Genomic DNA, 22315 nt, shown 5'->3' on the forward strand with positions numbered 1-22315 from the left:
GTCTTGCTCTACCATGACCCGATACGTATGGTCTGAGGACGTTTTCGTGCACAATCCCGCATTTCTCATCACGATTGATACCGAGGGTGATAACCTCTGGCAAAAACATGACAGCATCACCACTGAGAATGCGCGTTATTTACCGCGTTTTCAGCAGCTTTGCGAAAAGTATGGTTTTAAACCGGTCTATTTAACCAACTACGAGATGGCGATAGATCCATTCTATATTGAATTCGCTAAAGATGTGATTGCCCGCGGCACCGGCGAAATCGGCATGCACCTGCATGCCTGGAACAGTCCGCCGACCGACCCGCTGACCGCCGATGACTGGCGATATAAGCCCTATCTTATCGAATACGGCGATGCGGCGATGCGTGAAAAAGTCGCTTACATGACGCGTCTGCTGGAAGAGACCTTCCAGACCAAGATGGTCAGCCATCGCGCCGGGCGCTGGGCGTTTGATGAGCGCTATGCGCGCCTGCTGGTGGAGCATGGCTATCAGGTCGACTGCTCGGTGACGCCCCGGGTTAACTGGAAAACGGCGAAAGGCGCTCCGCAGGGCGATGGCGGCACTGATTATCGCCGCTTCCCGCAGCACGCCTACTTCCTCGACGAGAACGATATCAGCCGGGAAGGGCGCTCTTCGCTGCTGGAGGTGCCGATGAGCATCCAGTACAAACACAGCGCCCTGATGAACGGCATTAAGCAGGGCTATGACCGTCTGCGCGGCAAGGTGCGCTCGCCGTCGGTTCACTGGCTGCGGCCGATGGGCGGTAACGTTGAGACGATGAAAAAGGTCGTCGAACAGACGTTGACTCAGGGTAATGACTACGTTGAATATATGCTCCACTCTTCTGAGTACATGCCCGGCGGCAGCCCGACGTTTAAAAACGAGCAGGATATCGAGCGTTTGTATACGGACCTCGAAAGCTTCTTCAGCTGGCTGGCGCCGCAGGTCAAAGGGATGACCCTGGCGGAGTACTATCAACACAAACAGGCATCGCGCTAAAAAGCCATAAGCAGGGATCGTATGGGTATTTTTAAACAGCTGACGCGGAAGAAAAACGCTTTCTTTCGCGAAATTAAATTTAATTTAATTAACTACCGTTACAGAAATAAGCGCGAGCGTCAGCCGTTTAATCCTGCGCAGATTCAGCGCGTTTTATTTTTACGCCTGGACGACAAGGTCGGCGATATGGTGGTGACCACCGGCTGCGCAAAGCTGCTGTCCGAGCATGGCTATCAGGTTTCCGTGCTTACCGGGCCGATATGCCGGCAAATGCTGGCCGGCGCAGACTTCCTGGAGCGGGTTTATTTATATCAACCCCGGATGGCGCTGGATGAATTACGCGCGGCAGGGTTTGACGTCGTGGTTGATTTTGATGACGTGAAAACCTACGAGCGTTTTAAATTACTCGCGGATTTAGGCGCCCGCTGCAATATCGGTTTTAATAAAGACGAATATAAGCTTTACGATCAGTCAATTGCCTTTTTCGACAGCCAGCGCCATATTTCTGCCCGCTATAAAGAGGTGGCCAGGCTATTTGGCATCGTCAACGAGCATTACCACTATCATCTCCCCGGCGATGCCGCCGAGCGGCAGAGAGTGAAGCATTTACTGGCGCAGGAAAAGGGCCGCGAAATTTGTATCGCCATAAACCCCTTCACCGCCTCAGTCGATAAGGACTTTTGCCGCCGCCAGGTCGCGGATCTGATTGAGCGGCTGCACGCCCTGCCTTACAAAGTGAGCGTGGTGATGGTTGGGCATGGCGAAAAAATTCGCCAGCTAAACCTGGATACGGCGCTGTATCTCCCTGATAGCAATATCAATTCAGCGGTAGAGGTGATTCGCTGCTGCGATCTTGTTATCACCGCGGATACCGCGATCGTCCATATCGCCAGGGCGTTCGATAAGCCGATGGTGGCGGTCTACAACAAGCGCAAACTCAAAGACACCGGACTGCCGGGATACACCATCTGGGCGCCGGGCTACGACAAGGCCAGACAGGTCGTCTGCGAAGAGGTCAACGTTGCCGATATGACGATTGATGCCATCTGGCCGGTTATCAAAGTGCAGGCGGATAGCCTGGCGGCTTCCGCCGGACAGGCGTAAAAAAGGCCCCGTCAGGGCCTTTTTTTAGCGCTTTATCTTCAGGCTGCTGCTCAGCGCAATGCCCAGCGGCAGCCAGAACAGGGGCCAGGTTTCCCGGGGATTGCTGATGATAAACATCCCCTGTGAGGCCATAAAAATCAGCGCGTAGCCGAAAATCGCCAGCCCGTAGCGGCTATCCTCCCGCCGTTTACTCCAAGCCCGCCCAAACCCGCCGGCAATGACCGCAAGCAGCAGTAGCAGGCCAATAATGCCGCCTTTCAGCAGCGAGCCGAGATAGACGCTATGGGTGGTGGTGATATGCTCGCCGCTGTAGTTGGTAAAGTCGAGGTCGTAGTCAAAACCGCGTCCCAACCACGGCTGGCTGGAGACCTCTTCGAGGGTGTGGCGCCAGATGCTGATGCGCAGCCCGCTCTGCGTCCCGAGCTCTTCAAAGCGCGCCAGCAGCAGGTCACCCACCGGCGTGAAGAAGAAGAGCAGGCCTAAAATTACCGCTAGTGCAACGACGATCAGCACGTTGCGGCGCGTAAAGACATGCAGGTGCAGGGTGCAGAAAAAGGCCACCAGCAGGGCGATAATCGGGCCCCGGCTTTGGGTCAGAACCATCATGACCAGCATGATGGCCATCGGCACGTACAGGAGGTGGCTGCCTTTTTCTTTGAGCAGCATGGCGCAGATGAGAATGCCGACGCCGCAATAGCCCGCGAGGTCGATAACGTTGGTTGGCCCGGGGTTGCCCGGTGACACCGCGCGTTCGGTCAGGACCAGGGTATGGTCGATGACCATGGTCCAGATGGAAATGACCGTGATACCGGCAACCACGCTCATCAGCGCCAGGCGTCGGGTCTGCGGGGAGCCGAGCAGGGTCGTCAGCAGCAGCAGGTAGAACAGCAAATAGGTCCCGTGGGTCAGGGGCGAGTCGATATGCTGCGGCGTCTGGCCCCAAATGTTGCTCAGCGCATAGTAGACGAAGAATATCAGCAGCAGCGCATAAATCGACCACTGCTGGCGCGTTTTATCCGCCAGCTGCTGGCGATGGTCTTTATTAAGCAGCGACAGCAGAAACAGCAAAATAGAGAGATGAAGAAGGTTGTTTGTCCGGGTCGATATACAAAAAATTGCGCTGAAAAACAGAAACAAAGGAAAGACAACTGTGTAACCCTGCCTGGCGTAGTTACTGATTTTTAAAGTACTCATCAAAAGAAACCTTTTCGAAAATCGTTTCCGGAACCGCGCTTTCTAAGGAGAAGTTGACGACCCGGATATGGTTTTGTTGCAGCACGTTAGCAGCGTGCGAAAAGGACGGCATGACCAGGTCATCCACCTTATTTTCCAGCCAGGAAGGGAGTTTATCCCGATCCGTTTCGTAGAATCGCGGCTGGTTGAAATTAGTCATATCCAGTCCGCTTATTAGAATCGTTTTGAACCCCAACCACATCAGAATTTGTAGCGCCCAGTAGACAACGGTTCCGGCATCAAAAATGCCGTGCCGGATATCGGTACTAAAGCAAATATCCTCGCGCTGAGGGTGAAAGCGTATCGCCTCGACCGCTTGCCAGGCCTGACGGACCTGGTTTTTCGCGACTTTAGGGCGATAAATTTTATAACAGGCATCTTCAATTAACGCCAAACGGCAGCGCAGCGCTTCGCCGTGGCGGTCGAGGATTTTTGCGATACCGTGCAGGGTGGTAAAGAGCACGAGATCGGGCTGGCTGATGACGGCGCGGATGATGTCCGGTTTTCTATCGTAAAACTCCATATCGACGATGGTATAGATAGAAAATTTAATCCTGTCAGAGAGGTGCCACGCGCCGTTAACCCCCATAACCGGAATGCTTTTCGGCAGCAGCGAAAAATCGATGCTGCGGGTGGAGGGGCCGGTTGCGGTCAGCAGCACTTCGCCGTGCATGCTGTCCTTCATCTCGCCGAGATCGACCAGCGGGACCGTTTTTCCTTTGTACTGCAGGCTGCGGATTTCACCGCCGGGCGCGCGGGTTATCTTTGCCCACGGCCACAGGTTTTCATTATGGCGAAAGGCACGCGGATGCGTGTAGCGATAGATTTGCTTAAACAAGGAGCCCATCAGGCCACTCCCTGGGAGGTCAACAGCTGCAGAACCCGTGAGGCGCTAATATCCCCCGTGCTGGCGCCGCTTTCCGGGCGCACGACGTACTGGTTTTGCCCATAGCCGCCGATAAGACCCGGATCGGTCGGGCCGTAGAGGGTAAAGTTGGGCTTATCGAGCGCGGCGGTTAAATGACTCAGGCCGGTATCGACGGAGACCACGCCGCGGGCACCGGCCAGCACCTGGGCGACCTGCTCCAGGCTCATGCGCGGCAGCACCTCGACAAAATCATGTCCCTGCGCCAGCCGTTTGGCCCGCGTCTCTTCGTGCGGGGCGCCCCACGGCAGCTTAATCCGCAGGCCGCTGTCGGCGAGCAGCGTGATAAGCGTCCGCCAGTTCTCTTCCGGCCAGTGCTTATCATTGCGGGTGGTGGCGTGCAGGAAGACCAGATAGGGCGCGGCACCGGCCTCTTCCTGACGCAGAAAGTGGCGGGCAATCGCGTAGTCGCCCTGGGATTCTGGCCTGGCGTAGCCGAGGCTTTTGGCAAACAGCTCGCGGGTGCGCTCAACGGCGTGCTGCTGCTTAGCAATGTGGTGGCGGCGGTTATAGAACAGGCTTGCCAGCGGCTCGCGGGCCGTCTGCCAGTCCATGCCGTGCTTCACGCCGTGCGCCAGTCGGGTCACCAGCGCCGCGCTTTTCACCAGCCCCTGGGCGTCAATGATCGCGTCGTACTTCTCCGCCCGCAGCGCCTGACGGAAGGCTTGACGCTCGGCCTTAACCGGTGCGGAAAACCAGGCCTTGCGCCAGCGGCGAATGGCCACCGGAATCACGCGGTCAACGTTTTGATGCCAGGAGGGGATCTGGGCGAAGCCCTCCTCGACCACCCAGTCGAAGCGAATCCCGGGGAAGGCCTGCGCGGCGTCGGTCAGCGCGGGCAGCGAGTGCAGGACGTCGCCCATGGACGAGGTTTTAACGATCAGTACCCGCATCCGCTAGGCTTCCTCTTTTTCGGTTTCGTTCTGCAGCAGCTGATTCAGCTCCTCCAGGACGCGCTGCGGCGTAATATCGATCAGGCTCTGATGATAGCCTTCTGCCGCATCTCCTTTACGCACCTTATGGTAGCCGCTTATCAGGCGGATCGTCCGCGCCTTATGCGACAGCGGCGGCGTAAAGTCGGGGCTGCTTGGGCCATACAGCGCGACCAGCGGGCGGTTGAGCGCGGCGGCAACGTGCATCAGGCCGGAGTCGTTGCTGACAACCGCCGTGCAGGCGGCAATCAGCACCACCGCCTGTTCAAGCTGGGTTTCACCGGCCAGGTTACGGCACCATGCCTGCTGCTGGGTGCTGAGTGCGGCCAGAATATCGTTGCCCGCTTCATGGTCCTTGGCCGAACCGAAAAGCAGCACCTGATAGCCGTCATCGATCAGCCGTTTGGCCAGTTCGGCGTAGTGGTAGTGCGGCCAGCGCTTGGCTGGACCGAACTCGGCCCCGGGGCAGAAGCCGATAATGGGGCGATGGGCAGAAATACTGAAGGCGTTGCAGACCTGCGATTTCTCCCCTTCATGCACCAGCAGCTGCGGCCAGAGCAGCGGCTGCGGCAGATCTTTCGCGCCGCGCATCACGCCTTTGTCGTAGGCTAAGGCTACGTAGCGCTCAACCATCAGCGGCCACGCGTCTTTATCCAGCGTTCTGGCGTCGTTCAGCAGGCCGTAGCGCATCTCACCGCGCCAGCCGGTGCGGTGCGGGATGTTGGCGAAGAAGGGAACCAGCGCCGATTTAAACGAGTTTGGCAGCACGTAGGCGCGATCGTAGCGGCGCTCGCGCAGGCTGTGCCCAAGCTTGCGCCGTTCGCCGATCTCCAGCGCGCCGTGGCCGAGCGGCATGGGAATCGCCTCGTTGACTTCCGGCATCCGTGACAGCAGCGGACGGCACCACGCGGGCGCCATCACGTCGATGATTGCCTGGGGATAGCGCGCCTTGAGCGTGCGATAGAGGCTTTGCGACATCATCATGTCGCCCACCCATGACGGGCCAATCACCAGTATTTTCATTCACTTTATCCTTCAAACGGTCTCTGCGTTGGCTACCTGCGTTCACTCCGGTCACTTGCTGTTGCAAGCTCCCGGAGATTCACTTAGCTGCCTGAATGATTTTGTGAATTTGTATCGCCGTCGCGGTTGAGCCAGGCCATATATTCCGTTACGCCTTCGGCGACGGTCTTGAACGGTTTGTCATAACCCGCCGCGCGCAGGTTAGTGAGGTCTGCCTGGGTAAATGCCTGGTAGCGGCCCTTCAGCTTGTCCGGGAACGGGATGTATTCGATGCTGCCCTTCTGGTGGTACGCCAGGGTGGCATCGGCTACCGCCTGGAAGGACTCTGCCCGGCCGGTGCCGAGATTGAAAATACCGGACGCGCCGTTTTCCCAGAACCACAGGTTGACCGCCGCCACGTCGCCGACGTAGACGAAGTCGCGCTTGAAGCTATCGCTGCCTTCGAACAGTTTCGGACTTTCGCCATTATTCAGCTGGGTATTGAGGTGGAACGCCACGCTTGCCATGCTGCCTTTGTGGCCTTCGCGCGGCCCGTAGACGTTGAAATAGCGGAAGCCGACGATCTGCGAGTCAACTTCCGGCAGGATCTGGCGTACGTATTCGTCAAACAGGAACTTGGAGTAGCCGTAGACGTTGAGCGGCTGCTCGTATTCGCGGGATTCGATAAAGTTGCTGGTACGGCCGCCGTAGGTGGCTGCGGAAGAGGCGTACAGGAACGGGATTTCGCGCTCCAGGCAGTAGTGAAGCAGCTCTTTGGAGTACTGATAGTTGTTGTCCATCATGTACTTGCCGTCCCACTCCGTGGTGGAGGAGCAGGCGCCTTCATGGAACACCGCTTCAATTTCGTCGCCGAACTCTTCGCCCGCCATCACCTGGATCAGGAAGTCTTCTTTATCCATGTAATCAGCGATGTTCAGGTCAACCAGGTTCACAAACTTGGTGCCATCTTTCAGATTATCTACGACCAAAATGTCGGTAATGCCTTTGTCATTCAGAGCCTTGACGATATTGCTGCCGATAAACCCTGCGCCGCCGGTAACGATGATCATAACAGTAACCTTTGAAGTATGGAGTCCAGAGATAATCCGGACATGAATGCTTCTATCATATCACCACATGAGAAAGGCTTCAGCCCTTCGCAAAAAAGGTGCCGGGCGAGCGTGATTTATGCTGCAAATAATTCATTCAGGCATGCATCATCTCGTATCAGCGTATAGCTTTGGGTAATATGTGCCAAATTTTGCCGAATCTGGAGAGTTGCAATGCGTGGTGATTTTTATCAACAGTTAACCAATAGCCTGGATACCGCTCGCGCGGAGGGGCTGTTTAAAGAAGAACGCATTATCACATCGGCGCAGCAGGCGGATATCACCGTCGGCGGCAACAGCGTGATTAACTTCTGCGCCAATAACTATCTCGGCCTCGCCAACCACCCGGAGCTGATTGCCGCGGCGAAAGCCGGTATGGACAGTCACGGCTTTGGCATGGCCTCCGTGCGCTTTATTTGCGGGACCCAGGACAGCCACAAAGCGCTTGAGAAGAAGCTGGCCGCGTTCCTCGGTATGGAAGATGCGATTCTCTACTCCTCCTGCTTTGACGCCAACGGCGGCCTGTTCGAAACCCTGCTGGGCGCGGAAGACGCCATTATCTCCGATGCCCTGAACCACGCGTCGATCATCGACGGCGTGCGCCTGTGTAAAGCGAAGCGCTTCCGCTACGCCAACAACGACATGCAGGAGCTGGAGGCGCGGCTGAAAGAGGCGCGTGAGGCCGGCGCGCGGCATGTGCTGATCGCCACCGACGGCGTGTTCTCCATGGACGGCGTGATTGCCAACCTGAAAGGCGTCTGCGACCTCGCGGATAAATACGACGCGCTGGTCATGGTCGACGACTCCCACGCCGTCGGCTTTGTCGGTGAAAACGGCCGCGGCTCCCACGAGTACTGCGAGGTGATGGGCCGGGTGGATATCATTACTGGTACCCTCGGTAAGGCGCTGGGCGGCGCGTCCGGCGGCTATACCGCGGCGCGCAAAGAGGTGGTCGAGTGGCTGCGCCAGCGCTCGCGCCCGTATCTGTTCTCCAACTCGCTGGCTCCGGCAATCGTTGCCGCCTCCATCAAAGTGCTGGAGATGGTGGAGTCCGGCGGCGAGCTGCGCGATCGTCTGTGGTCCAACGCGCGCCTGTTCCGCGAAAAAATGACCGCCGCGGGCTTCACCCTGGCGGGTGCCGATCACGCCATCATTCCGGTGATGCTCGGCGAAGCGACCGTGGCGCAGAATTTTGCCCGCGAGCTGCAGAAAGAAGGTATTTACGTCACCGGATTCTTCTATCCGGTGGTACCAAAAGGCCAGGCGCGTATTCGCACCCAGATGTCTGCGGCGCATACCCCTGAACAAATTGAACGTGCGGTGGGAGCCTTTACCCGCATCGGCAAACAACTGGGCGTCATTGCCTGAGGGTGTGAGATGAAAGCGTTATCCAAACTGAAAGCGGAAGAAGGCATCTGGATGACCGACGTACCGGAACCGGAAGTCGGCCACAACGATCTGCTGATTAAAATCCGTAAGACCGCAATTTGCGGTACCGACGTACACATCTATAACTGGGACGAGTGGTCGCAGAAGACCATCCCGGTACCGATGGTGGTAGGGCACGAATACGTCGGTGAAGTCGTGGGTATCGGTCAGGAAGTTCGTGGCTTTAAGCTGGGCGATCGCGTGTCCGGCGAAGGTCATATTACCTGCGGCCACTGTCGTAACTGTCGCGCCGGGCGTACTCACCTGTGCCGCAACACCATTGGGGTTGGCGTGAACCGTCCCGGCTGTTTTGCCGAGTATCTGGTGATCCCAGCCTTCAATGCCTTCAAAATTCCTGACAACATTTCTGACGATCTGGCGTCGATTTTTGACCCCTTTGGCAACGCCGTCCACACCGCGCTCTCCTTCGACCTCGTCGGCGAAGATGTGCTGGTTTCCGGCGCCGGCCCGATTGGCATCATGGCGGCGGCGGTCGCTAAGCACGTCGGCGCGCGCAACGTGGTGATCACCGACGTCAACGAATACCGTCTGGGCCTGGCGCGTAAGATGGGCGTCACCCGCGCGGTTAACGTTGCGCAGGAGAGCCTTGCCGACGTGATGGCCGAGCTGGGCATGACCGAAGGGTTCGACGTGGGTCTGGAGATGTCCGGCGCGCCGCCGGCGTTTCGCACCATGCTGGACACCATGAACCACGGCGGCCGTATTGCGATGCTCGGTATTCCGCCATCCGATATGTCCATCGACTGGACCAAAGTCATCTTTAAGGGGCTGTTCATTAAAGGGATTTACGGTCGTGAGATGTTTGAAACCTGGTACAAGATGGCGGCGCTGATCCAGTCCGGTTTAGACCTGTCGCCGATCATCACCCACCGCTTCGGCATTGATGATTTCCAGCAGGGCTTTGACGCGATGCGCTCCGGCCAGTCGGGTAAAGTGATTCTGAGCTGGGATTAAACGTCCGTTGTCCGCCGCGTTAGCAGACGAATACCCGTTTTGCTAACGCATATTCTGAGCGCCTGCGGGCGCTTTTTTTATTGGGATGTGGATAACATTTCAAGCGTACTTCATCGTAAAAGCACTATTTCTAAATCGATTTTTTGCCAGGTCGTTTATACAGTTTGTTTACCCCTGTTTTAACCTTACAAACGCTATGCCTAAACTCACCGTCTGCCTGCTAACCTATGACTCCGCCCGCCTGCTGAGAGAGGTTTTGCCGCCGCTATTACAGGTGGCGGATGAGTGTATCGTCGTTGATTCAGGCAGCACGGATGCGACGCTGGATATCTGCCGGCAGTTCGGATTGCAGGTTCATCACCACGCCTATACCGCCCACGGAGCGCAGATGAACTACGCCACGGCGCTGGCCAGCCATGACTGGGTGCTGTGTATGGACAGTGACGAAATCCTCGATGCCGAGGCGGTGGCCGCCATTCTAAGGCTCAAAGCCGGGGAGGAGATCGATCCTGACTGCGCGTGGCGTCTGCCGCGCTACTGGTATGTGCTGGGGGAGGCGGTCAGAACCATTTACCCCGTTTCATCGCCTGATTACCCGGTCCGCTTGTTCAACCGCACCGTGGCGGCCTTTAACGATCGCCCGGTGGACGATCGCGTCGTCGGCTACGGCCGTTCAATCAGGCTGCCCGGCCGCGTGCGCCACGATACCTTCTACTCGCTGCATGAAGTCTTTCATAAGCTCAATAGCTATACCACCCGGCTGGTGAAGCACCAGAAGATCAGGCCGTCGCTGGCCCGCGGCGTTATCAGCGCGACGGGCGCGTTTTTTAAGTGGTATCTGTTCAGCGGGGCGTGGCGTAGCGGAAAGGTGGGGCTGGTGACCGGGCTGTACGCCACCTTCTACAGCTTCCTGAAATATTTTAAAGCCTGGTATGCCGGGGGGGAATAAACGGGAGCCCGCGGCGGAAAAGCGCCCGGGTTCCCGCATTCTCTAGTTTGTCGGCGTATCCCAGCCCTGCCACTTCAGCTGGTAATACTGCACCAGCGCGCTCTGGCTAATGCTTTCGCTGAGGATGCTAAAGAACCGGCTGGCGTTCACCGGCTCCAGCGGACGCTTCGGCTTGCAGTACTTCACGCCGCGGAACGGATTACGCGGCTTCGTTGGCGGCGCGGTATTTGGCGTGGAGGTATCCACCTGCGGCTCGTTGAGCAGGCTGCTCGGGCGCACGAGGGTAATGTCCGACGGCAGGCTATAGACCATCTGCTGCAGCACGCGCACCGTGGTGGGATGCGGGTGGCCGATAGCAATCGCCGAACCGTTACGCCGCGCCAGGGCGATCGCCCGGTTGAACTGGACGCGGATATCCGCTTCATTCTGCGTATCGTCGAGGAACACCTTGCGCTTAATCACCTTCACCCCGGTACCCTGCGCGGCGCGCATCGCCTGAGTATTGCCGATGGTCACGCTATCGAGGAAGTAGAGATTGTAGCGCTCCAGCGCCTGCATCACCTTCTGCATCCCGAACAGGCTGGAGGTCATCGCGCTGCCCATGTGGTTGTTCAGACCCACGGCGTACGGCACTTTGCCATAGGCTTCACGGATGATGCGCTCGATCTCCGCGCTGCTCATATCCGGGCGCAGGGTGTCTTTTTCCAGCGGCTGTTTGCTGAGCGGCGCCATCGGCAGGTGAATGAGCACCTCATGGCCGAGGCCGTGCGCTTTGGTCGCCATTTCACGGGCGTGCGGGGCATTGGGTAATACGGCGACGGAGATCGTGGCCGGCAGCGCCAGCACCTGATTTTCCGTCTGTGGACGATAGCCAAAGTCGTCAATAACAATGGAGAGTTTGCCAGCCAAAGCTGGCGCTGCGAAAGCCAGCGTACCGGCTACCGCGAGTGCAATTCTGCGAAATTGAAGCAAAACTTATCTTCCCAACCACGGCTGTGGATTGACCGCCTGACCCTGGCGACGAATTTCGAAATAGAGCGACGGACGGCCTTGACCGCCGCTGCTGCCGACGAGGGCAATCGCCTGGCCCGCCCGGACCTGAGTCCCGACGCTGACCAGCGCGCTTTGATTATAGCCGTAGAGGCTCATATCGCCTTTACCGTGCTCAACGACCACCACCAGGCCGTAGCCCTGCAGCCAGTCGGCGAGGATCACCCGGCCATCGGCTATCGCTTTAACCTCGGTGCCTTCAGACGCGGCGATAACCATCCCCTTCCAACGTAGTTCACCTTGCAGCTGTTCGCCATAGCGGTGAAGCAGCGTGCCGCGAACCGGCCAGTAGGCCTGGCCGCGCGGCGAACCCAGTCCGCCGGTACGGGACATCAGCGAACGTTCGCTTTCCGATGGTTTGTAGGTGGTGCCTTTGCGGGATGCATCCTGCTGGCGATCGCGGACCGCCTGCGCCTCGCGGGCTTCGCGCTCCGCGCGAGCCTTAGCCGCCGCTTCTGCCTGGGCAACGCGACCGCGCAGACGCGATTCGTTGGCCCGCATTTCGCCCAGCTGCTGTTGCCCCTGCTGAATGGAGGATTCGAGGCCTGAAAGCGTCTTTTTACGCTCGTTACGCGCCTGCTCAAGCTTGGCCTGCTGCGCGCGCTGCTCGTAGACCAGCGTTTGCTGCTGGCTCTGCTTCTCTTCCAGCTCGGCCTTTTGCGCGGTGACCTCTTCACGCGTTTGCTTCAGCTGCGCGATGGTCTCCTGGCGGGCCTGGTTGAGATAGCCGTAGTAGGCCTGGATACGCTGGTTGCGCTGGCCTTCCTCGCCGCTGAGGATCATCTGCATGCCGGTGTGCGGCCCCTGACGAAACGCGGCGTCCAGCTGGGCGGAGAGGTTGCGCTCCTGCGAGGCGCGCTGGCGCTCCAGTTTGGCGATAGAGGCGTTCATCTCGTCAATCTGCTTGTTCAGCTGGGTCAGGGTAGCCTGGGTTTCACGCAGCTTGCGGGCGGCGGCGGAGATGGCTTCTTCCTGGGTCTTTAGCTGAGCGAGCAGGGAAGAGCGCTGCTGCTGCTGCTGCTGTATCGCACGCTGTTTAGCGGCAATATCGGCCTGAATGGATTTTAGCTGATCGCGATCGTCCGCGTGGGCAGGTACGGCGCACAGCAATACGCCAGCGCTGAACGCGCTGGCGTAAAGAACGGATCGCACCGTGGTTGCGATCCATGTATTTGAATAAGTCGCCTTTCCCCTCATGGGGAAGGATTATTCCACGATGAACAGCGCCTTGCCAGTCATCTCTTGCGGGATTTCCATTCCCATCAGCGACAGCATGGTCGGCGCGATATCGGAAAGTTTGCCATCTGCGGCCGCTTTCACGGTTTTATCACCGACGTAGATCAGCGGTACCGGCAGGTTGGTGTGGGCCGTGTGGGCCTGTCCGGTAGAAGGGTCGCGCATCTGCTCAGCGTTGCCGTGATCGGCGGTGATCAGCAGCTGGCCGCCGACGGCTTCGACCGCGTTAACCACCTGATTGACACAGTTATCCAGCGTTTCAACGGCTTTAATCGCCGCTTCCATGACCCCGGTATGGCCGACCATATCGCCGTTTGGATAGTTGCAGATAATGGTGTCGTACTCGCCGCCTTTGATGGCCGCAACCAGTTTTTCAGTCAGCTCGGCGGAGCTCATTTCCGGCTGCAGATCGTAGGTCGCGACTTTCGGGGAGTTGATCAAAATACGCGCTTCGCCTTTAAACGGCTCTTCGACGCCGCCGTTAAAGAAGAAGGTGACGTGCGCGTATTTTTCCGTTTCGGAGATACGCAGCTGCGTCTTATCGTTTTTCGCCATCCACTCGCCGAAGGTGTTTTCCAGCGAAGCCGGCGGGTAGGCGCAGGCGACTTTGATATCCGCGGCGTATTCGGTCAGCATCACGAAATCGAGCTTAACCGCTTTCTTACGCGCAAAGCCGTCGAAATCGGCGTTGACGAAGGCGCGGGTGATTTCACGGGCGCGGTCGGCGCGGAAGTTCATGAAAATCAGCGCATCGCCGTCTTCCATTGCCGCATCGGCCTGGCCGGCGGCGCGAATGACCGTGGCTTTGACGAATTCGTCGTTTTCATCACGGGCGTAGGCGGCCTGCAGGCCGGCAACAGCGCTATCGGCCTGGAACTCGCCCTGCGCCAGGGTCATCAGGTTATACGCCTGCTCGACGCGATCCCAGCGGTTGTCGCGGTCCATCGCGTAGTAGCGGCCGATAATCGAGGCCACGCGGCCTTTACCGAGGGCGGCAAATTTTTCTTCGAACTTCGCCAGCGTGCTTTCCGCGCTGCGCGGCGGAGTATCGCGGCCGTCGAGGAACGCGTGCAGGTAGATTTTTTCCGCGCCGCGCTCCGCTGCCAGCTCAACCATCGCCATGATGTGGTCTTCGTGGCTGTGAACGCCGCCGGGAGACATCAGGCCCATGATGTGAACCGCTTTGCCCGCCGCCGCCGCTTTGTCTACCGCCGCGGTCAGGACCGGGTTAGCAAAGAACGTCCGCTCTTTGATTTCAACATCGAGACGGGTCAGGTCCTGGTAAACGATACGACCGGCGCCAAGGTTAACGTGGCCCACTTCGGAGTTGCCCATCTGGCGATCCGGCAGGCCCACTTCGAGGCCTGAAGCATCAATCAGCAGATGAGGACGTTTCGCCCACAGCGCGTCCATAACGGGGGTTTTTGCGCTATAAATAGCGTTATCCTGCTGCTCTTCACGGTAGCCATAGCCATCCAGAATGACCAGTACCATAGGTTTTTTAGAAACCGACATTGCGACAACCTCATGCTCAAAGACAGAAAATTTGCGTAATTTTACTACAGCTGAATCGATCAAATCACCGTGAAAGATCAAAGAAAGGGAGCGGCCAGGCCGCAGGGGAGCGGCAAGGGGGAATTTTTTTCGCGGCGTGCCGCAGAAAATGCATTACATCGCGCTCACTGGCTGTATTTGCCGCAATGCACAGGTATACTCCTTGCCTGGTTTTTTTATCACTTAGTCGGGAGTTGTAACCCCCCATGCAAGAAATTATGCAATTCGTCGGCCGTCACCCCGTCCTGAGCATCGCGTGGATCGCGCTGCTGGGTGCGGTGCTGTTCACCACCTTTAAAGGGCTGACGTCGAAAATTAAAGTCATTACCCGCGGTGAAGCGACGCGTCTGATCAACAAAGAAGATGCGGTCGTTGTCGACCTGCGTCAGCGTGACGATTTCCGTAAAGGCCACATTGCCGGCTCCCTCAACCTGCTGCCGAGCGATATCAAGGCAAATAACGTGGGTGAGTTGGAAAAGCACAAAGCACAACCCATTATAGTGGTAGACGGTTCCGGTATGCAGGCGCAAGACCCAGCGAGCGCGCTGAATAAAGCCGGATTCGAGAAGGTCTTTGTACTGAAAGAAGGCATTGCCGGCTGGAGTGGTGAAAACCTTCCACTGGTACGCGGCAAATAATTTACCCCACGCCTTTATGACGTAGCAGGGTTCCCTCCTTGCGGCTAGCCGCTGGGGGAGCGCCTTGCCTGCGGCCTAAAATCCTCAGGGTAAAAACAGGAGTGAAGTCATGGCCAATATTGATATCTATACCAAAGCGACCTGCCCGTTCTGCGTGCGTGCTAAAGCACTGCTGAACAGCAAAGGCGTGACGTTCAACGAGCTGCCGATCGATGGCAACGCGACGAAGCGTGAAGAGATGATCCAACGCAGCGGTCGGACGACGGTTCCGCAGATTTTTATTGATGAACAGCACATTGGCGGCTGTGACGACTTGTATGCGCTTGATTCACGTGGTGGACTTGATCCCCTGCTGCGCTAATTTTGCGTCCACCCAGGCCGGGTAGGCGTATTTAAGGACAACACGAAAGGGTTTTACTATGTCAGAACAAAACAGCACCGAAATGACTTTCCAGATCCAGCGTATTTATACCAAGGATATCTCCTTCGAAGCGCCGAATGCTCCGCAAGTTTTCCAGAAAGATTGGCAGCCGGAAGTTAAACTTGATCTGGATACCGCTTCCAGCCAGCTGGCTGAAGGCGTCTATGAAGTGGTGCTGCGCGTGACCGTAACCGCCGCGCTGGGCGAAGAAACCGCATTCCTGTGTGAAGTACAGCAGGGCGGTATTTTCTCCATCGAAGGCATTGACGGCAACCAGATGGCGCATTGCCTCGGTGCATACTGCCCGAACATCCTGTTCCCGTATGCGCGTGAGTGCATTACCAGCCTGGTTTCTCGCGGTACCTTCCCGCAACTGAACCTTGCGCCAGTGAACTTCGATGCGCTGTTCATGAACTATCTGCAGCAGCAGGCTGGCGAAGGTGCCGAACAGCATCAGGATGCCTGATGAACGAACTTAATGCTGCAATGACTGTGATCGGTGCCGGCTCTTACGGCACCGCTCTTGCCATCACCCTGGCAAGAAATGGCCATCACGTTGTGCTTTGGGGTCATGACCCTAAGCACATCGCGACGCTGCAAAACGATCGCTGCAACGCCGCTTTTCTTCCCGACGTTCCCTTCCCCGATACGCTGCATCTGGAGAGCGACCTGTCGACCGCCCTGGCCGCCAGCCGCGATATCCTGGTTGTCGTTCCAAGCCACGTCTTCGGTCAGGTTCTGCGCCAGATTAAGCCGCTGATGCGCGCCGACGCGCGCCTGGTGTGGGCGACCAAAGGTCTCGAAGCTGAAACCGGCCGCCTGCTGCAGGACGTCGCGCGGGAAGCGCTGGGGGAAGATATTCCGCTGGCGGTGATCTCCGGCCCGACCTTTGCGAAAGAGCTGGCCGCAGGGCTGCCGACGGCCATCTCCCTGGCCGCGACGGATCCGCAGTTTGCCGACGATCTCCAGCACCTGCTGCACTGCGGTAAAAGCTTCCGCGTCTATATCAATCCGGACTTTATTGGCGTCCAGCTTGGCGGCGCGGTGAAAAACGTTATCGCCATTGGCGCCGGGATGTCCGACGGTATCGGCTTTGGCGCCAATGCGCGTACCGCGCTGATTACCCGTGGTCTGGTCGAGATGTCCCGCCTGGGCGCGGCGCTGGGCGCCGATCCGGAAACCTTTATGGGGATGGCGGGCCTGGGCGATTTGGTCCTGACCTGTACCGACAACCAGTCGCGTAACCGCCGCTTCGGCATGATGCTCGGTGAGGGCATGGATGTACAAAGCGCGCAGGATAAGATTGGTCAGGTGGTTGAAGGCTACCGCAATACCAAGGAAGTTCGCGTTCTGGCACAGCGTTTAGGTGTCGAAATGCCAATAACCGAGGAAATTTATCAGGTATTGTATTGCGGAAAAATTGCGCGCGAGGCAGCATTGACCCTATTAGGTCGCGCACGCAAGGACGAGCGCAGCAATTAGCCTTAAAGGAACCTTTGTCACCTCGATGACCCGGTCAGCATAGAACTGGCCGGTCATTATGCTATCGCCTGGAGTCAGCAATGCCGTGTGAAGAACTGGATATCGTCTGGAATAATATTAAAGCCGAAGCCCGGGCTTTAGCTGACTGTGAGCCGATGCTTGCCAGTTTCTACCACGCCACGCTGCTTAAGCACGAAAACCTCGGCAGCGCCCTGAGCTATATGCTGGCTAACAAGCTGGCCTCGCCGATTATGCCCGCCATCGCGATTCGTGAAGTGGTGGAAGAGGCCTATGCCGCCGACCCGGAAATGATCGCCGCCGCCGCCTGTGATATTCAGGCCGTGCGTACCCGCGACCCGGCGGTCGATAAATACTCCACGCCGCTGCTGTACCTCAAAGGATTTCACGCGCTGCAGGCCTACCGCATCGGGCACTGGCTGTGGAATCAGGGCCGGCGTGCGCTGGCCATTTTCCTGCAAAACCAGGTTTCCGTCTCCTTCCAGGTCGATATCCACCCCGCGGCGAATATTGGCCGTGGGATCATGCTCGACCACGCCACCGGCATTGTGGTTGGCGAAACGGCGGTGATCGAGAACGACGTCTCAATTCTGCAATCCGTCACCCTCGGCGGTACCGGTAAAACCAGCGGCGATCGCCATCCGAAAATCCGCGAAGGCGTGATGATTGGCGCCGGAGCCAAGATCCTCGGCAATATCGAAGTGGGACGCGGGGCTAAAATCGGCGCCGGTTCCGTGGTGCTGCAGCCCGTTCCGCCGCATACCACCGCCGCCGGCGTTCCGGCGCGCATCGTCGGCAAGCCGGAGAGCGATAAGCCGGCGATGGATATGGATCAGCACTTTAACGGCATCCACCATACGTTTGAGTACGGCGACGGGATCTAGCGCCGAGCATTGCAGACTGGCTCCTTACCCCGGATCAAGCGCGGCGCGCCGCAGTCCGGGAATGGCCAGACTTAGCTTAGCTACGCAGCACCGCGCCCGGATACCCCAGCTGGCGCCAGGCTTCATACACCACCACCGACACCGCGTTTGACAGGTTCATGCTGCGGCTGTCCGGCATCATCGGAATACGAATTTTCTGCTGCGCCGGCAGGGCATCAAGAATGCTGGCCGGCAGACCGCGGGTTTCCGGGCCAAACAGCAAAAAATCACCGTCCTGATAGCTCACCGCGCTGTGGGCGGGCGTGCCTTTGGTGGTCAGCGCGAAGAGGCGCTGCGGCCTGGCGCTGTCGACAAACGCCGCATAGTCGCGATGCCGCTGAACGGCGGTAAACTCGTGGTAATCCAGTCCGGCCCGGCGCAGACGCTTATCGTCCCAGGCGAAGCCCATCGGCTCGATGATATGCAGGCTAAAGCCGGTGTTGGCGCACAGGCGGATAATATTGCCGGTGTTCGGCGGGATCTCTGGTTCGAATAGTACAATGTTCAGCATGCTGCCCTGTCTCGTTAGGCTCTTGAGTGCGGGGGGCAGAATAGCAGATATTTCCCCGGCCCTCATCCCTGCGGGAGAGCGCCGGGCGGGCGGATTATGCGGCGTTACCCGGCTTCAGCGCGCTGAAGGTCTGCAGCGCGTCGGCGTTCTGCACCAGCGAGTCGCGGCTGATTTCAGCGATGGTTTTGGTCCCGGTCAGGGTCATCGCCACCTTCATCTCTTTCTCAATCAGGTTCAGCAGGTTGGCTACGCCCTGCTTGCCATGGGTGGCCAGCGCGTACAAATAGGCGCGGCCGAGCAGCACGCTGTCGGCGCCCAGCGCAATCATCCGCACCACGTCGAGACCGTTGCGAATCCCGCTGTCGGCAAGAATAGCGATATCGCCCTTCACCGCGTCGGCGATGGCGGGCAGCGCGCGGGCGGAGGAGAGAACGCCGTCGAGCTGGCGGCCACCGTGGTTAGAAACCACGATCCCGTCGGCGCCGAAGCGCACCGCATCGCGCGCATCCTGCGGATCGAGGATCCCCTTGATCACCATCGGGCCGTCCCAGAATTCGCGGATCCACTCCAGGTCTTTCCATGAAATTGACGGATCGAAGTTGTTGGCCAGCCAGCCGATATAGTCCTCAAGGCCGGTCGGTTTACCGAGATAGGCGGAGATATTGCCGAGGTCGTGCGGGCGGCCGTTAAGGCCAACGTCCCACGCCCACTGCGGGTGGGTCATCGCCTGCCAGTAGCGGCGCAGCGCCGCATTTGGGCCGCTCATTCCGGAGTGGGCGTCGCGATAGCGGGCTCCCGGCGTTGGCATATCAACGGTAAAGACCAGCGTGGAGCAGCCTGCAGCCTTCGCGCGCTCCAGCGCGTTGCGCATAAAGCCGCGATCGCGCAGGACGTACAGCTGGAACCACATCGGCCGCTTGATGGTCGGGGCAACCTCTTCAATCGGGCACACGGAAACGGTAGAAAGGGTAAAGGGAATGCCTTTATCATCCGCCGCGCCCGCCGCCTGCACTTCGCCGCGACGGGCGTACATTCCGCACAGCCCGACCGGCGCCAGCGTCACCGGCATGGAGAGCTTCTCTTTGAACAGCGTGGTTTCCAGGCTCAGATCCGACATATTTTTCAGCACCCGCTGGCGCAGGGCCACGTCGGAAAGGTCCTCAACGTTGCGGCGCAGCGTGTGCTCGGCGTAGGCTCCGCCGTCGATATAGTGGAACAGGAACGGCGGCAGGATACGCTGGGCGGCGGCGCGGTAGTCGCTGGCGGCTGAAATAATCATCACGAGTTCTCCCTGGAATTTTCATTGTGGTCACCGGGCAGGCGGGTAATGCGCGCCTGGCGGGCCTGGTCTTCATCAAAATGTTTAATCGTGGCGTGAACGAAGCCCAAATGGGCCATCATCGCCTGCCGCGCGCCCTCGGCGTCGGAGGCAAAAATCGCGTCCATCACGGCCTGATGCTGTTCGGTCAGGCGGGCGAAAACCGGCGGCACAAGGTACATCCGCTGGCGGCTCTCCTTGACCGAGGACTGCAGAAGGTCGAAAAAGCCGCGCATGGTTTGCAGCAGCACCACGTTGTGCGACGCCTCGGCAATCGCCAGGTGGAAGCGGACGTCGGCCTGGGAGGCCAGATCCGGGTCTTCGCTCTGGGTGGCTTCAAAGCACAGGCGGATTTTCTCTTTTTCAGCATCGGTCGCCCGCATCGCGGCATGCCAGGCGGTGCTGGCCTCAATGGCGTGGCGGGCTTCGAGAATATCAAAACTGTAGTCGGGGTCGTCGGCGAGCAGCGTTTTCAGCGGCTGCACGATATTCTGTTCCGACCATGCCTCGTGCTGCCAGCGGACAAAGGTTCCGCCGCCGCGCCGGCTCAGCAGGAGCCCTTCGTTAACCAGCATCGCCAGCGCCTCGCGCAGCGAGTTACGCGACACGCCGAGCCGGGCGGCCAGCTGCCTTTCGGCGGGCAGTCGCATGCCCGCCTCGAGGTTTTGTTCTTCAATCAGCTCCCGCACGCGCTGGGCTACGTCGTCGGCGAGGCGCTTTGGCATCACTATCACGGGATCATCCAGGTTAAGACGTAGGCCTGCAGCGTGGTGATGACGCCGACCATGCAGGTAAAGATCAGGCTATGTTTGACGGTAAAGCGGAACAGGTCGGACTCCCTGCCCACCAGGCCTACTGCCGCACAGGCGATGGCGATGGACTGCGGGGAGATCATTTTCCCGGTGACTCCGCCGGTGGTGTTGGCGGCAACCAACAGGATATCGGAGACGCCGATTTGCTGGGCCGCGGTGGCCTGCAGCGCGGCGAACAGCGCGTTCGACGAGGTATCTGAACCGGTCAGGAACACCCCCAGCCAGCCGAGGAACGGCGAGAAGAAGGTAAACGCGTGGCCGGTATGCGCCAGGGCGAGCGCCAGCGTCGACGACAGTCCGGAGTAGTTCGAGATAAACGCGAACGCCAGAACCATGCCGATGGAGTAAATCGGCAGCGCCAGCTCCTTGAGCGTGCTGCCAAAGGTGATCAGCGCGTCTTTCGGCTTCATGCGCAGCCAGACCACGGAAAGTATCGCCGCGAACAGAATGGCGGTACCGGTCGCCGACAGCCAGTCGAATTTATACACCGCGGCGTAAGGCGTCGCGGCGCTGACCACCGGCGGCATGCGCGCGACCATCTTATCGAGGAACGGCACGGAGATATTGATCACGAAGTCGTACATCGCCCCGCCCGGCGCAAACAGGGCCTTAAACGGCGGGATGCTCCATAGCGTGACGGTGGCGGTCAGGAACAGGAACGGCGACCAGGCGCGAACGATCTGTCCGGCGGTGTAGTGCGTCCGGGCGAGGGTTTGATCGACCTGCGCGGCGCCCATATCGCCAAAGCGGAAGATGCGCACCGGCTGCCAGCGCTTGAGGAACAGGGTCAGACAGACCAGCGACACCAGCGAGGAGATGATATCCGGCAGCTCCGGGCCAAGGAAGTTTGAGCTGAGGTATTGCGCAATCGCAAAGGAGCCGCCGGCGACCATGACCGCAGGCCAGGTCTCTTTGACGCCGCGCCAGCCGTCCATAATCGCCATAATCCAGAACAGCACGATGATCGTCAGGAACGGCAGCTGGCGTCCGACCATCTGGCCGATGGCGAAGCTGTCGATACCGGTGACCTGGCCGGCGACCAAAATGGGGATCCCCATCGCCCCGAAGGCGACCGGTGCGGTGTTAACGATCAGGCACAGGCCGGCGGCGTACAGGGGGTTAAAGCCGAGGCCCACCAGCAGCGCGGCGGTAATCGCTACCGGAGCGCCGAAGCCCGCGGCCCCTTCAAGGAAGGCGCCGAAGGAGAAGCCGACGATCAGCATCTGCAGGCGCTGGTCGGGGGTAATGGAGAGAATGGACGAGCGGATAATCTCGAACTGCCCGGTCTTCACCGAAATCTTGTAGACGAATACGGCGGCAATAATAATCCAGGCGATGGGCCACAGGCCGTAGAAGAAGCCGTAGACCACCGAGGTCAGCGCGCGATCGACCGGCATTTTATAGAACAGCAGCGCTACCGCCAGAGCAATCGCGACGGTCCAGGTAGCGGCAACGTACCCTTTGAGCTTGAGCTTTATCAGGGCAAAAAAGAAAAACAGAATCGGTAGCGATGCGATAAAACTTGAGAGCCAGATATTACCGGCCGGATCGTAATTTTGTTGCCAGATGCTCATGCAGGTCTCCATCGGGCCACCACGATGCTGTGCTGAGTCTGCGCTCCTTGCAGGTCACATCGTTTGTAAAATTGGCCCAGCCAATAGGGGGTTGTAGGGTTAGCGACAACGA

Annotated in this window: 22 protein-coding genes; 10 read left to right on the forward strand and 12 right to left on the reverse strand. The window is 58.7% G+C overall.

Features of this window, described 5'->3' with window-relative positions:
- Positions 1-46: 46 nt before the first annotated feature.
- Both PFH44_RS02430 and PFH44_RS02435 read left to right on the forward strand, forming a co-directional pair.
- Complete coding sequence (locus PFH44_RS02430) at positions 47-1009, forward strand: polysaccharide deacetylase family protein (RefSeq protein WP_283824198.1); 963 nt, start codon at positions 47-49, stop codon at positions 1007-1009.
- Positions 1010-1030: 21 nt separating this feature from the next.
- Positions 1031-2113, forward strand: coding sequence for a glycosyltransferase family 9 protein (locus PFH44_RS02435; RefSeq protein WP_283824199.1), 1083 nt, complete (start codon positions 1031-1033; stop codon positions 2111-2113).
- A gap of 24 nt (positions 2114-2137) precedes the next feature.
- On the opposite strand, the gene PFH44_RS02440 is transcribed toward PFH44_RS02435, so the two are convergent.
- The 5 genes from PFH44_RS02440 to rfaD all read right to left on the reverse strand — a co-directional run bounded on the left by PFH44_RS02440 (position 2138) and on the right by rfaD (position 7275).
- Positions 2138-3307: an O-antigen ligase family protein gene (locus tag PFH44_RS02440; RefSeq protein ID WP_283824200.1), complete on the reverse strand. Its 1170-nt coding sequence runs from the start codon at positions 3305-3307 to the stop codon at positions 2138-2140.
- Positions 3285-4193, reverse strand: coding sequence for a sugar glycosyltransferase (locus PFH44_RS02445; RefSeq protein WP_283824201.1), 909 nt, complete (start codon positions 4191-4193; stop codon positions 3285-3287). The genes PFH44_RS02440 and PFH44_RS02445 overlap by 23 nt, the downstream gene beginning before the upstream one ends.
- Positions 4193-5164: a lipopolysaccharide heptosyltransferase RfaC gene (rfaC, locus tag PFH44_RS02450; RefSeq protein ID WP_283824202.1), complete on the reverse strand. Its 972-nt coding sequence runs from the start codon at positions 5162-5164 to the stop codon at positions 4193-4195. Before rfaC ends, PFH44_RS02445 begins: the two co-directional genes overlap by 1 nt.
- Before the next feature lie 3 nt (positions 5165-5167).
- The gene (gene rfaF / locus PFH44_RS02455; RefSeq protein ID WP_283824203.1) at positions 5168-6226 is read right to left on the reverse strand and encodes an ADP-heptose--LPS heptosyltransferase RfaF; all 1059 of its coding nucleotides are present in this window, start codon (positions 6224-6226) and stop codon (positions 5168-5170) included.
- An 83-nt stretch (positions 6227-6309) separates the two neighbouring features.
- Complete coding sequence (rfaD, locus tag PFH44_RS02460) at positions 6310-7275, reverse strand: ADP-glyceromanno-heptose 6-epimerase (protein ID WP_283824204.1); 966 nt, start codon at positions 7273-7275, stop codon at positions 6310-6312.
- A 213-nt stretch (positions 7276-7488) separates the two neighbouring features.
- On the opposite strand from rfaD, the gene kbl reads away from it, so the two are divergent.
- The 3 genes from kbl (at position 7489) to PFH44_RS02475 (ending at position 10666) form a co-directional block, all read left to right on the forward strand.
- Positions 7489-8682 carry a glycine C-acetyltransferase gene (gene kbl, locus PFH44_RS02465; RefSeq protein WP_283824205.1) on the forward strand — a complete coding sequence of 398 codons (1194 nt, stop codon included), beginning with the start codon at positions 7489-7491 and terminating at the stop codon, positions 8680-8682.
- A gap of 9 nt (positions 8683-8691) precedes the next feature.
- On the forward strand, positions 8692-9717 hold the full coding sequence (gene tdh / locus PFH44_RS02470; RefSeq protein WP_041143208.1) for an L-threonine 3-dehydrogenase: 1026 nt from the start codon (positions 8692-8694) through the stop codon (positions 9715-9717).
- Positions 9718-9913: 196 nt separating this feature from the next.
- Entirely contained in the window at positions 9914-10666 is a 753-nt protein-coding gene (locus PFH44_RS02475) for a glycosyltransferase family 2 protein (RefSeq protein WP_463671531.1), read from the forward strand.
- Between the two features lie 42 nt (positions 10667-10708).
- On the opposite strand, the gene PFH44_RS02480 is transcribed toward PFH44_RS02475, so the two are convergent.
- Genes PFH44_RS02480 through gpmM form a run of 3 tightly spaced genes read right to left on the reverse strand, consistent with a single transcriptional unit; the run spans position 10709 to position 14467 of the window.
- Complete coding sequence (locus PFH44_RS02480) at positions 10709-11638, reverse strand: divergent polysaccharide deacetylase family protein (RefSeq protein ID WP_283824206.1); 930 nt, start codon at positions 11636-11638, stop codon at positions 10709-10711.
- A gap of 3 nt (positions 11639-11641) precedes the next feature.
- On the reverse strand, positions 11642-12913 hold the full coding sequence (gene envC / locus PFH44_RS02485; protein WP_159236609.1) for a murein hydrolase activator EnvC: 1272 nt from the start codon (positions 12911-12913) through the stop codon (positions 11642-11644).
- Between the two features lie 9 nt (positions 12914-12922).
- Positions 12923-14467, reverse strand: a complete 1545-nt coding sequence (gene gpmM / locus PFH44_RS02490; protein ID WP_045853855.1) for a 2,3-bisphosphoglycerate-independent phosphoglycerate mutase — start codon at positions 14465-14467, stop codon at positions 12923-12925.
- A 245-nt stretch (positions 14468-14712) separates the two neighbouring features.
- Here gpmM and PFH44_RS02495 point away from each other — a divergent pair, with 245 nt between their 5' ends.
- The 5 genes from PFH44_RS02495 (at position 14713) to cysE (ending at position 17949) form a co-directional block, all read left to right on the forward strand.
- Entirely contained in the window at positions 14713-15144 is a 432-nt protein-coding gene (locus PFH44_RS02495; RefSeq protein WP_076946268.1) for a rhodanese-like domain-containing protein, read from the forward strand.
- A 109-nt stretch (positions 15145-15253) separates the two neighbouring features.
- Positions 15254-15505 carry a glutaredoxin 3 gene (grxC, locus tag PFH44_RS02500; RefSeq protein WP_041143202.1) on the forward strand — a complete coding sequence of 84 codons (252 nt, stop codon included), beginning with the start codon at positions 15254-15256 and terminating at the stop codon, positions 15503-15505.
- Positions 15506-15563: 58 nt separating this feature from the next.
- Positions 15564-16031 carry a protein-export chaperone SecB gene (secB, locus tag PFH44_RS02505; protein WP_041143201.1) on the forward strand — a complete coding sequence of 156 codons (468 nt, stop codon included), beginning with the start codon at positions 15564-15566 and terminating at the stop codon, positions 16029-16031.
- Positions 16031-17047 (forward strand): NAD(P)H-dependent glycerol-3-phosphate dehydrogenase, encoded by a 1017-nt coding sequence (gene gpsA / locus PFH44_RS02510; protein ID WP_045853857.1) that lies wholly within the window; start codon positions 16031-16033, stop codon positions 17045-17047. The genes secB and gpsA overlap by 1 nt, the downstream gene beginning before the upstream one ends.
- A gap of 80 nt (positions 17048-17127) precedes the next feature.
- On the forward strand, positions 17128-17949 hold the full coding sequence (gene cysE / locus PFH44_RS02515; protein WP_041143199.1) for a serine O-acetyltransferase: 822 nt from the start codon (positions 17128-17130) through the stop codon (positions 17947-17949).
- Positions 17950-18025: 76 nt separating this feature from the next.
- Here cysE and trmL read toward each other — a convergent pair whose 3' ends face one another.
- From trmL to lldP, 4 genes are all read right to left on the reverse strand, one after another.
- Positions 18026-18499 carry a tRNA (uridine(34)/cytosine(34)/5-carboxymethylaminomethyluridine(34)-2'-O)-methyltransferase TrmL gene (gene trmL, locus PFH44_RS02520; RefSeq protein ID WP_041143198.1) on the reverse strand — a complete coding sequence of 158 codons (474 nt, stop codon included), beginning with the start codon at positions 18497-18499 and terminating at the stop codon, positions 18026-18028.
- Between the two features lie 94 nt (positions 18500-18593).
- Positions 18594-19778 carry an FMN-dependent L-lactate dehydrogenase LldD gene (lldD, locus tag PFH44_RS02525; protein WP_283824228.1) on the reverse strand — a complete coding sequence of 395 codons (1185 nt, stop codon included), beginning with the start codon at positions 19776-19778 and terminating at the stop codon, positions 18594-18596.
- A complete protein-coding gene (lldR, locus tag PFH44_RS02530; protein ID WP_283824207.1) occupies positions 19778-20551 on the reverse strand; it encodes a transcriptional regulator LldR in 774 nt (257 codons plus the stop codon). The genes lldD and lldR overlap by 1 nt, the downstream gene beginning before the upstream one ends.
- Positions 20548-22203: an L-lactate permease gene (lldP, locus tag PFH44_RS02535; protein WP_045853862.1), complete on the reverse strand. Its 1656-nt coding sequence runs from the start codon at positions 22201-22203 to the stop codon at positions 20548-20550. Before lldP ends, lldR begins: the two co-directional genes overlap by 4 nt.
- Positions 22204-22315: the final 112 nt, after the last annotated feature.

Origin of the sequence: Klebsiella sp. Ech2A (genome assembly GCF_030078455.1) — a bacterium.
GTDB classification, from domain to species: Bacteria; Pseudomonadota; Gammaproteobacteria; order Enterobacterales; family Enterobacteriaceae; genus Klebsiella; species Klebsiella terrigena.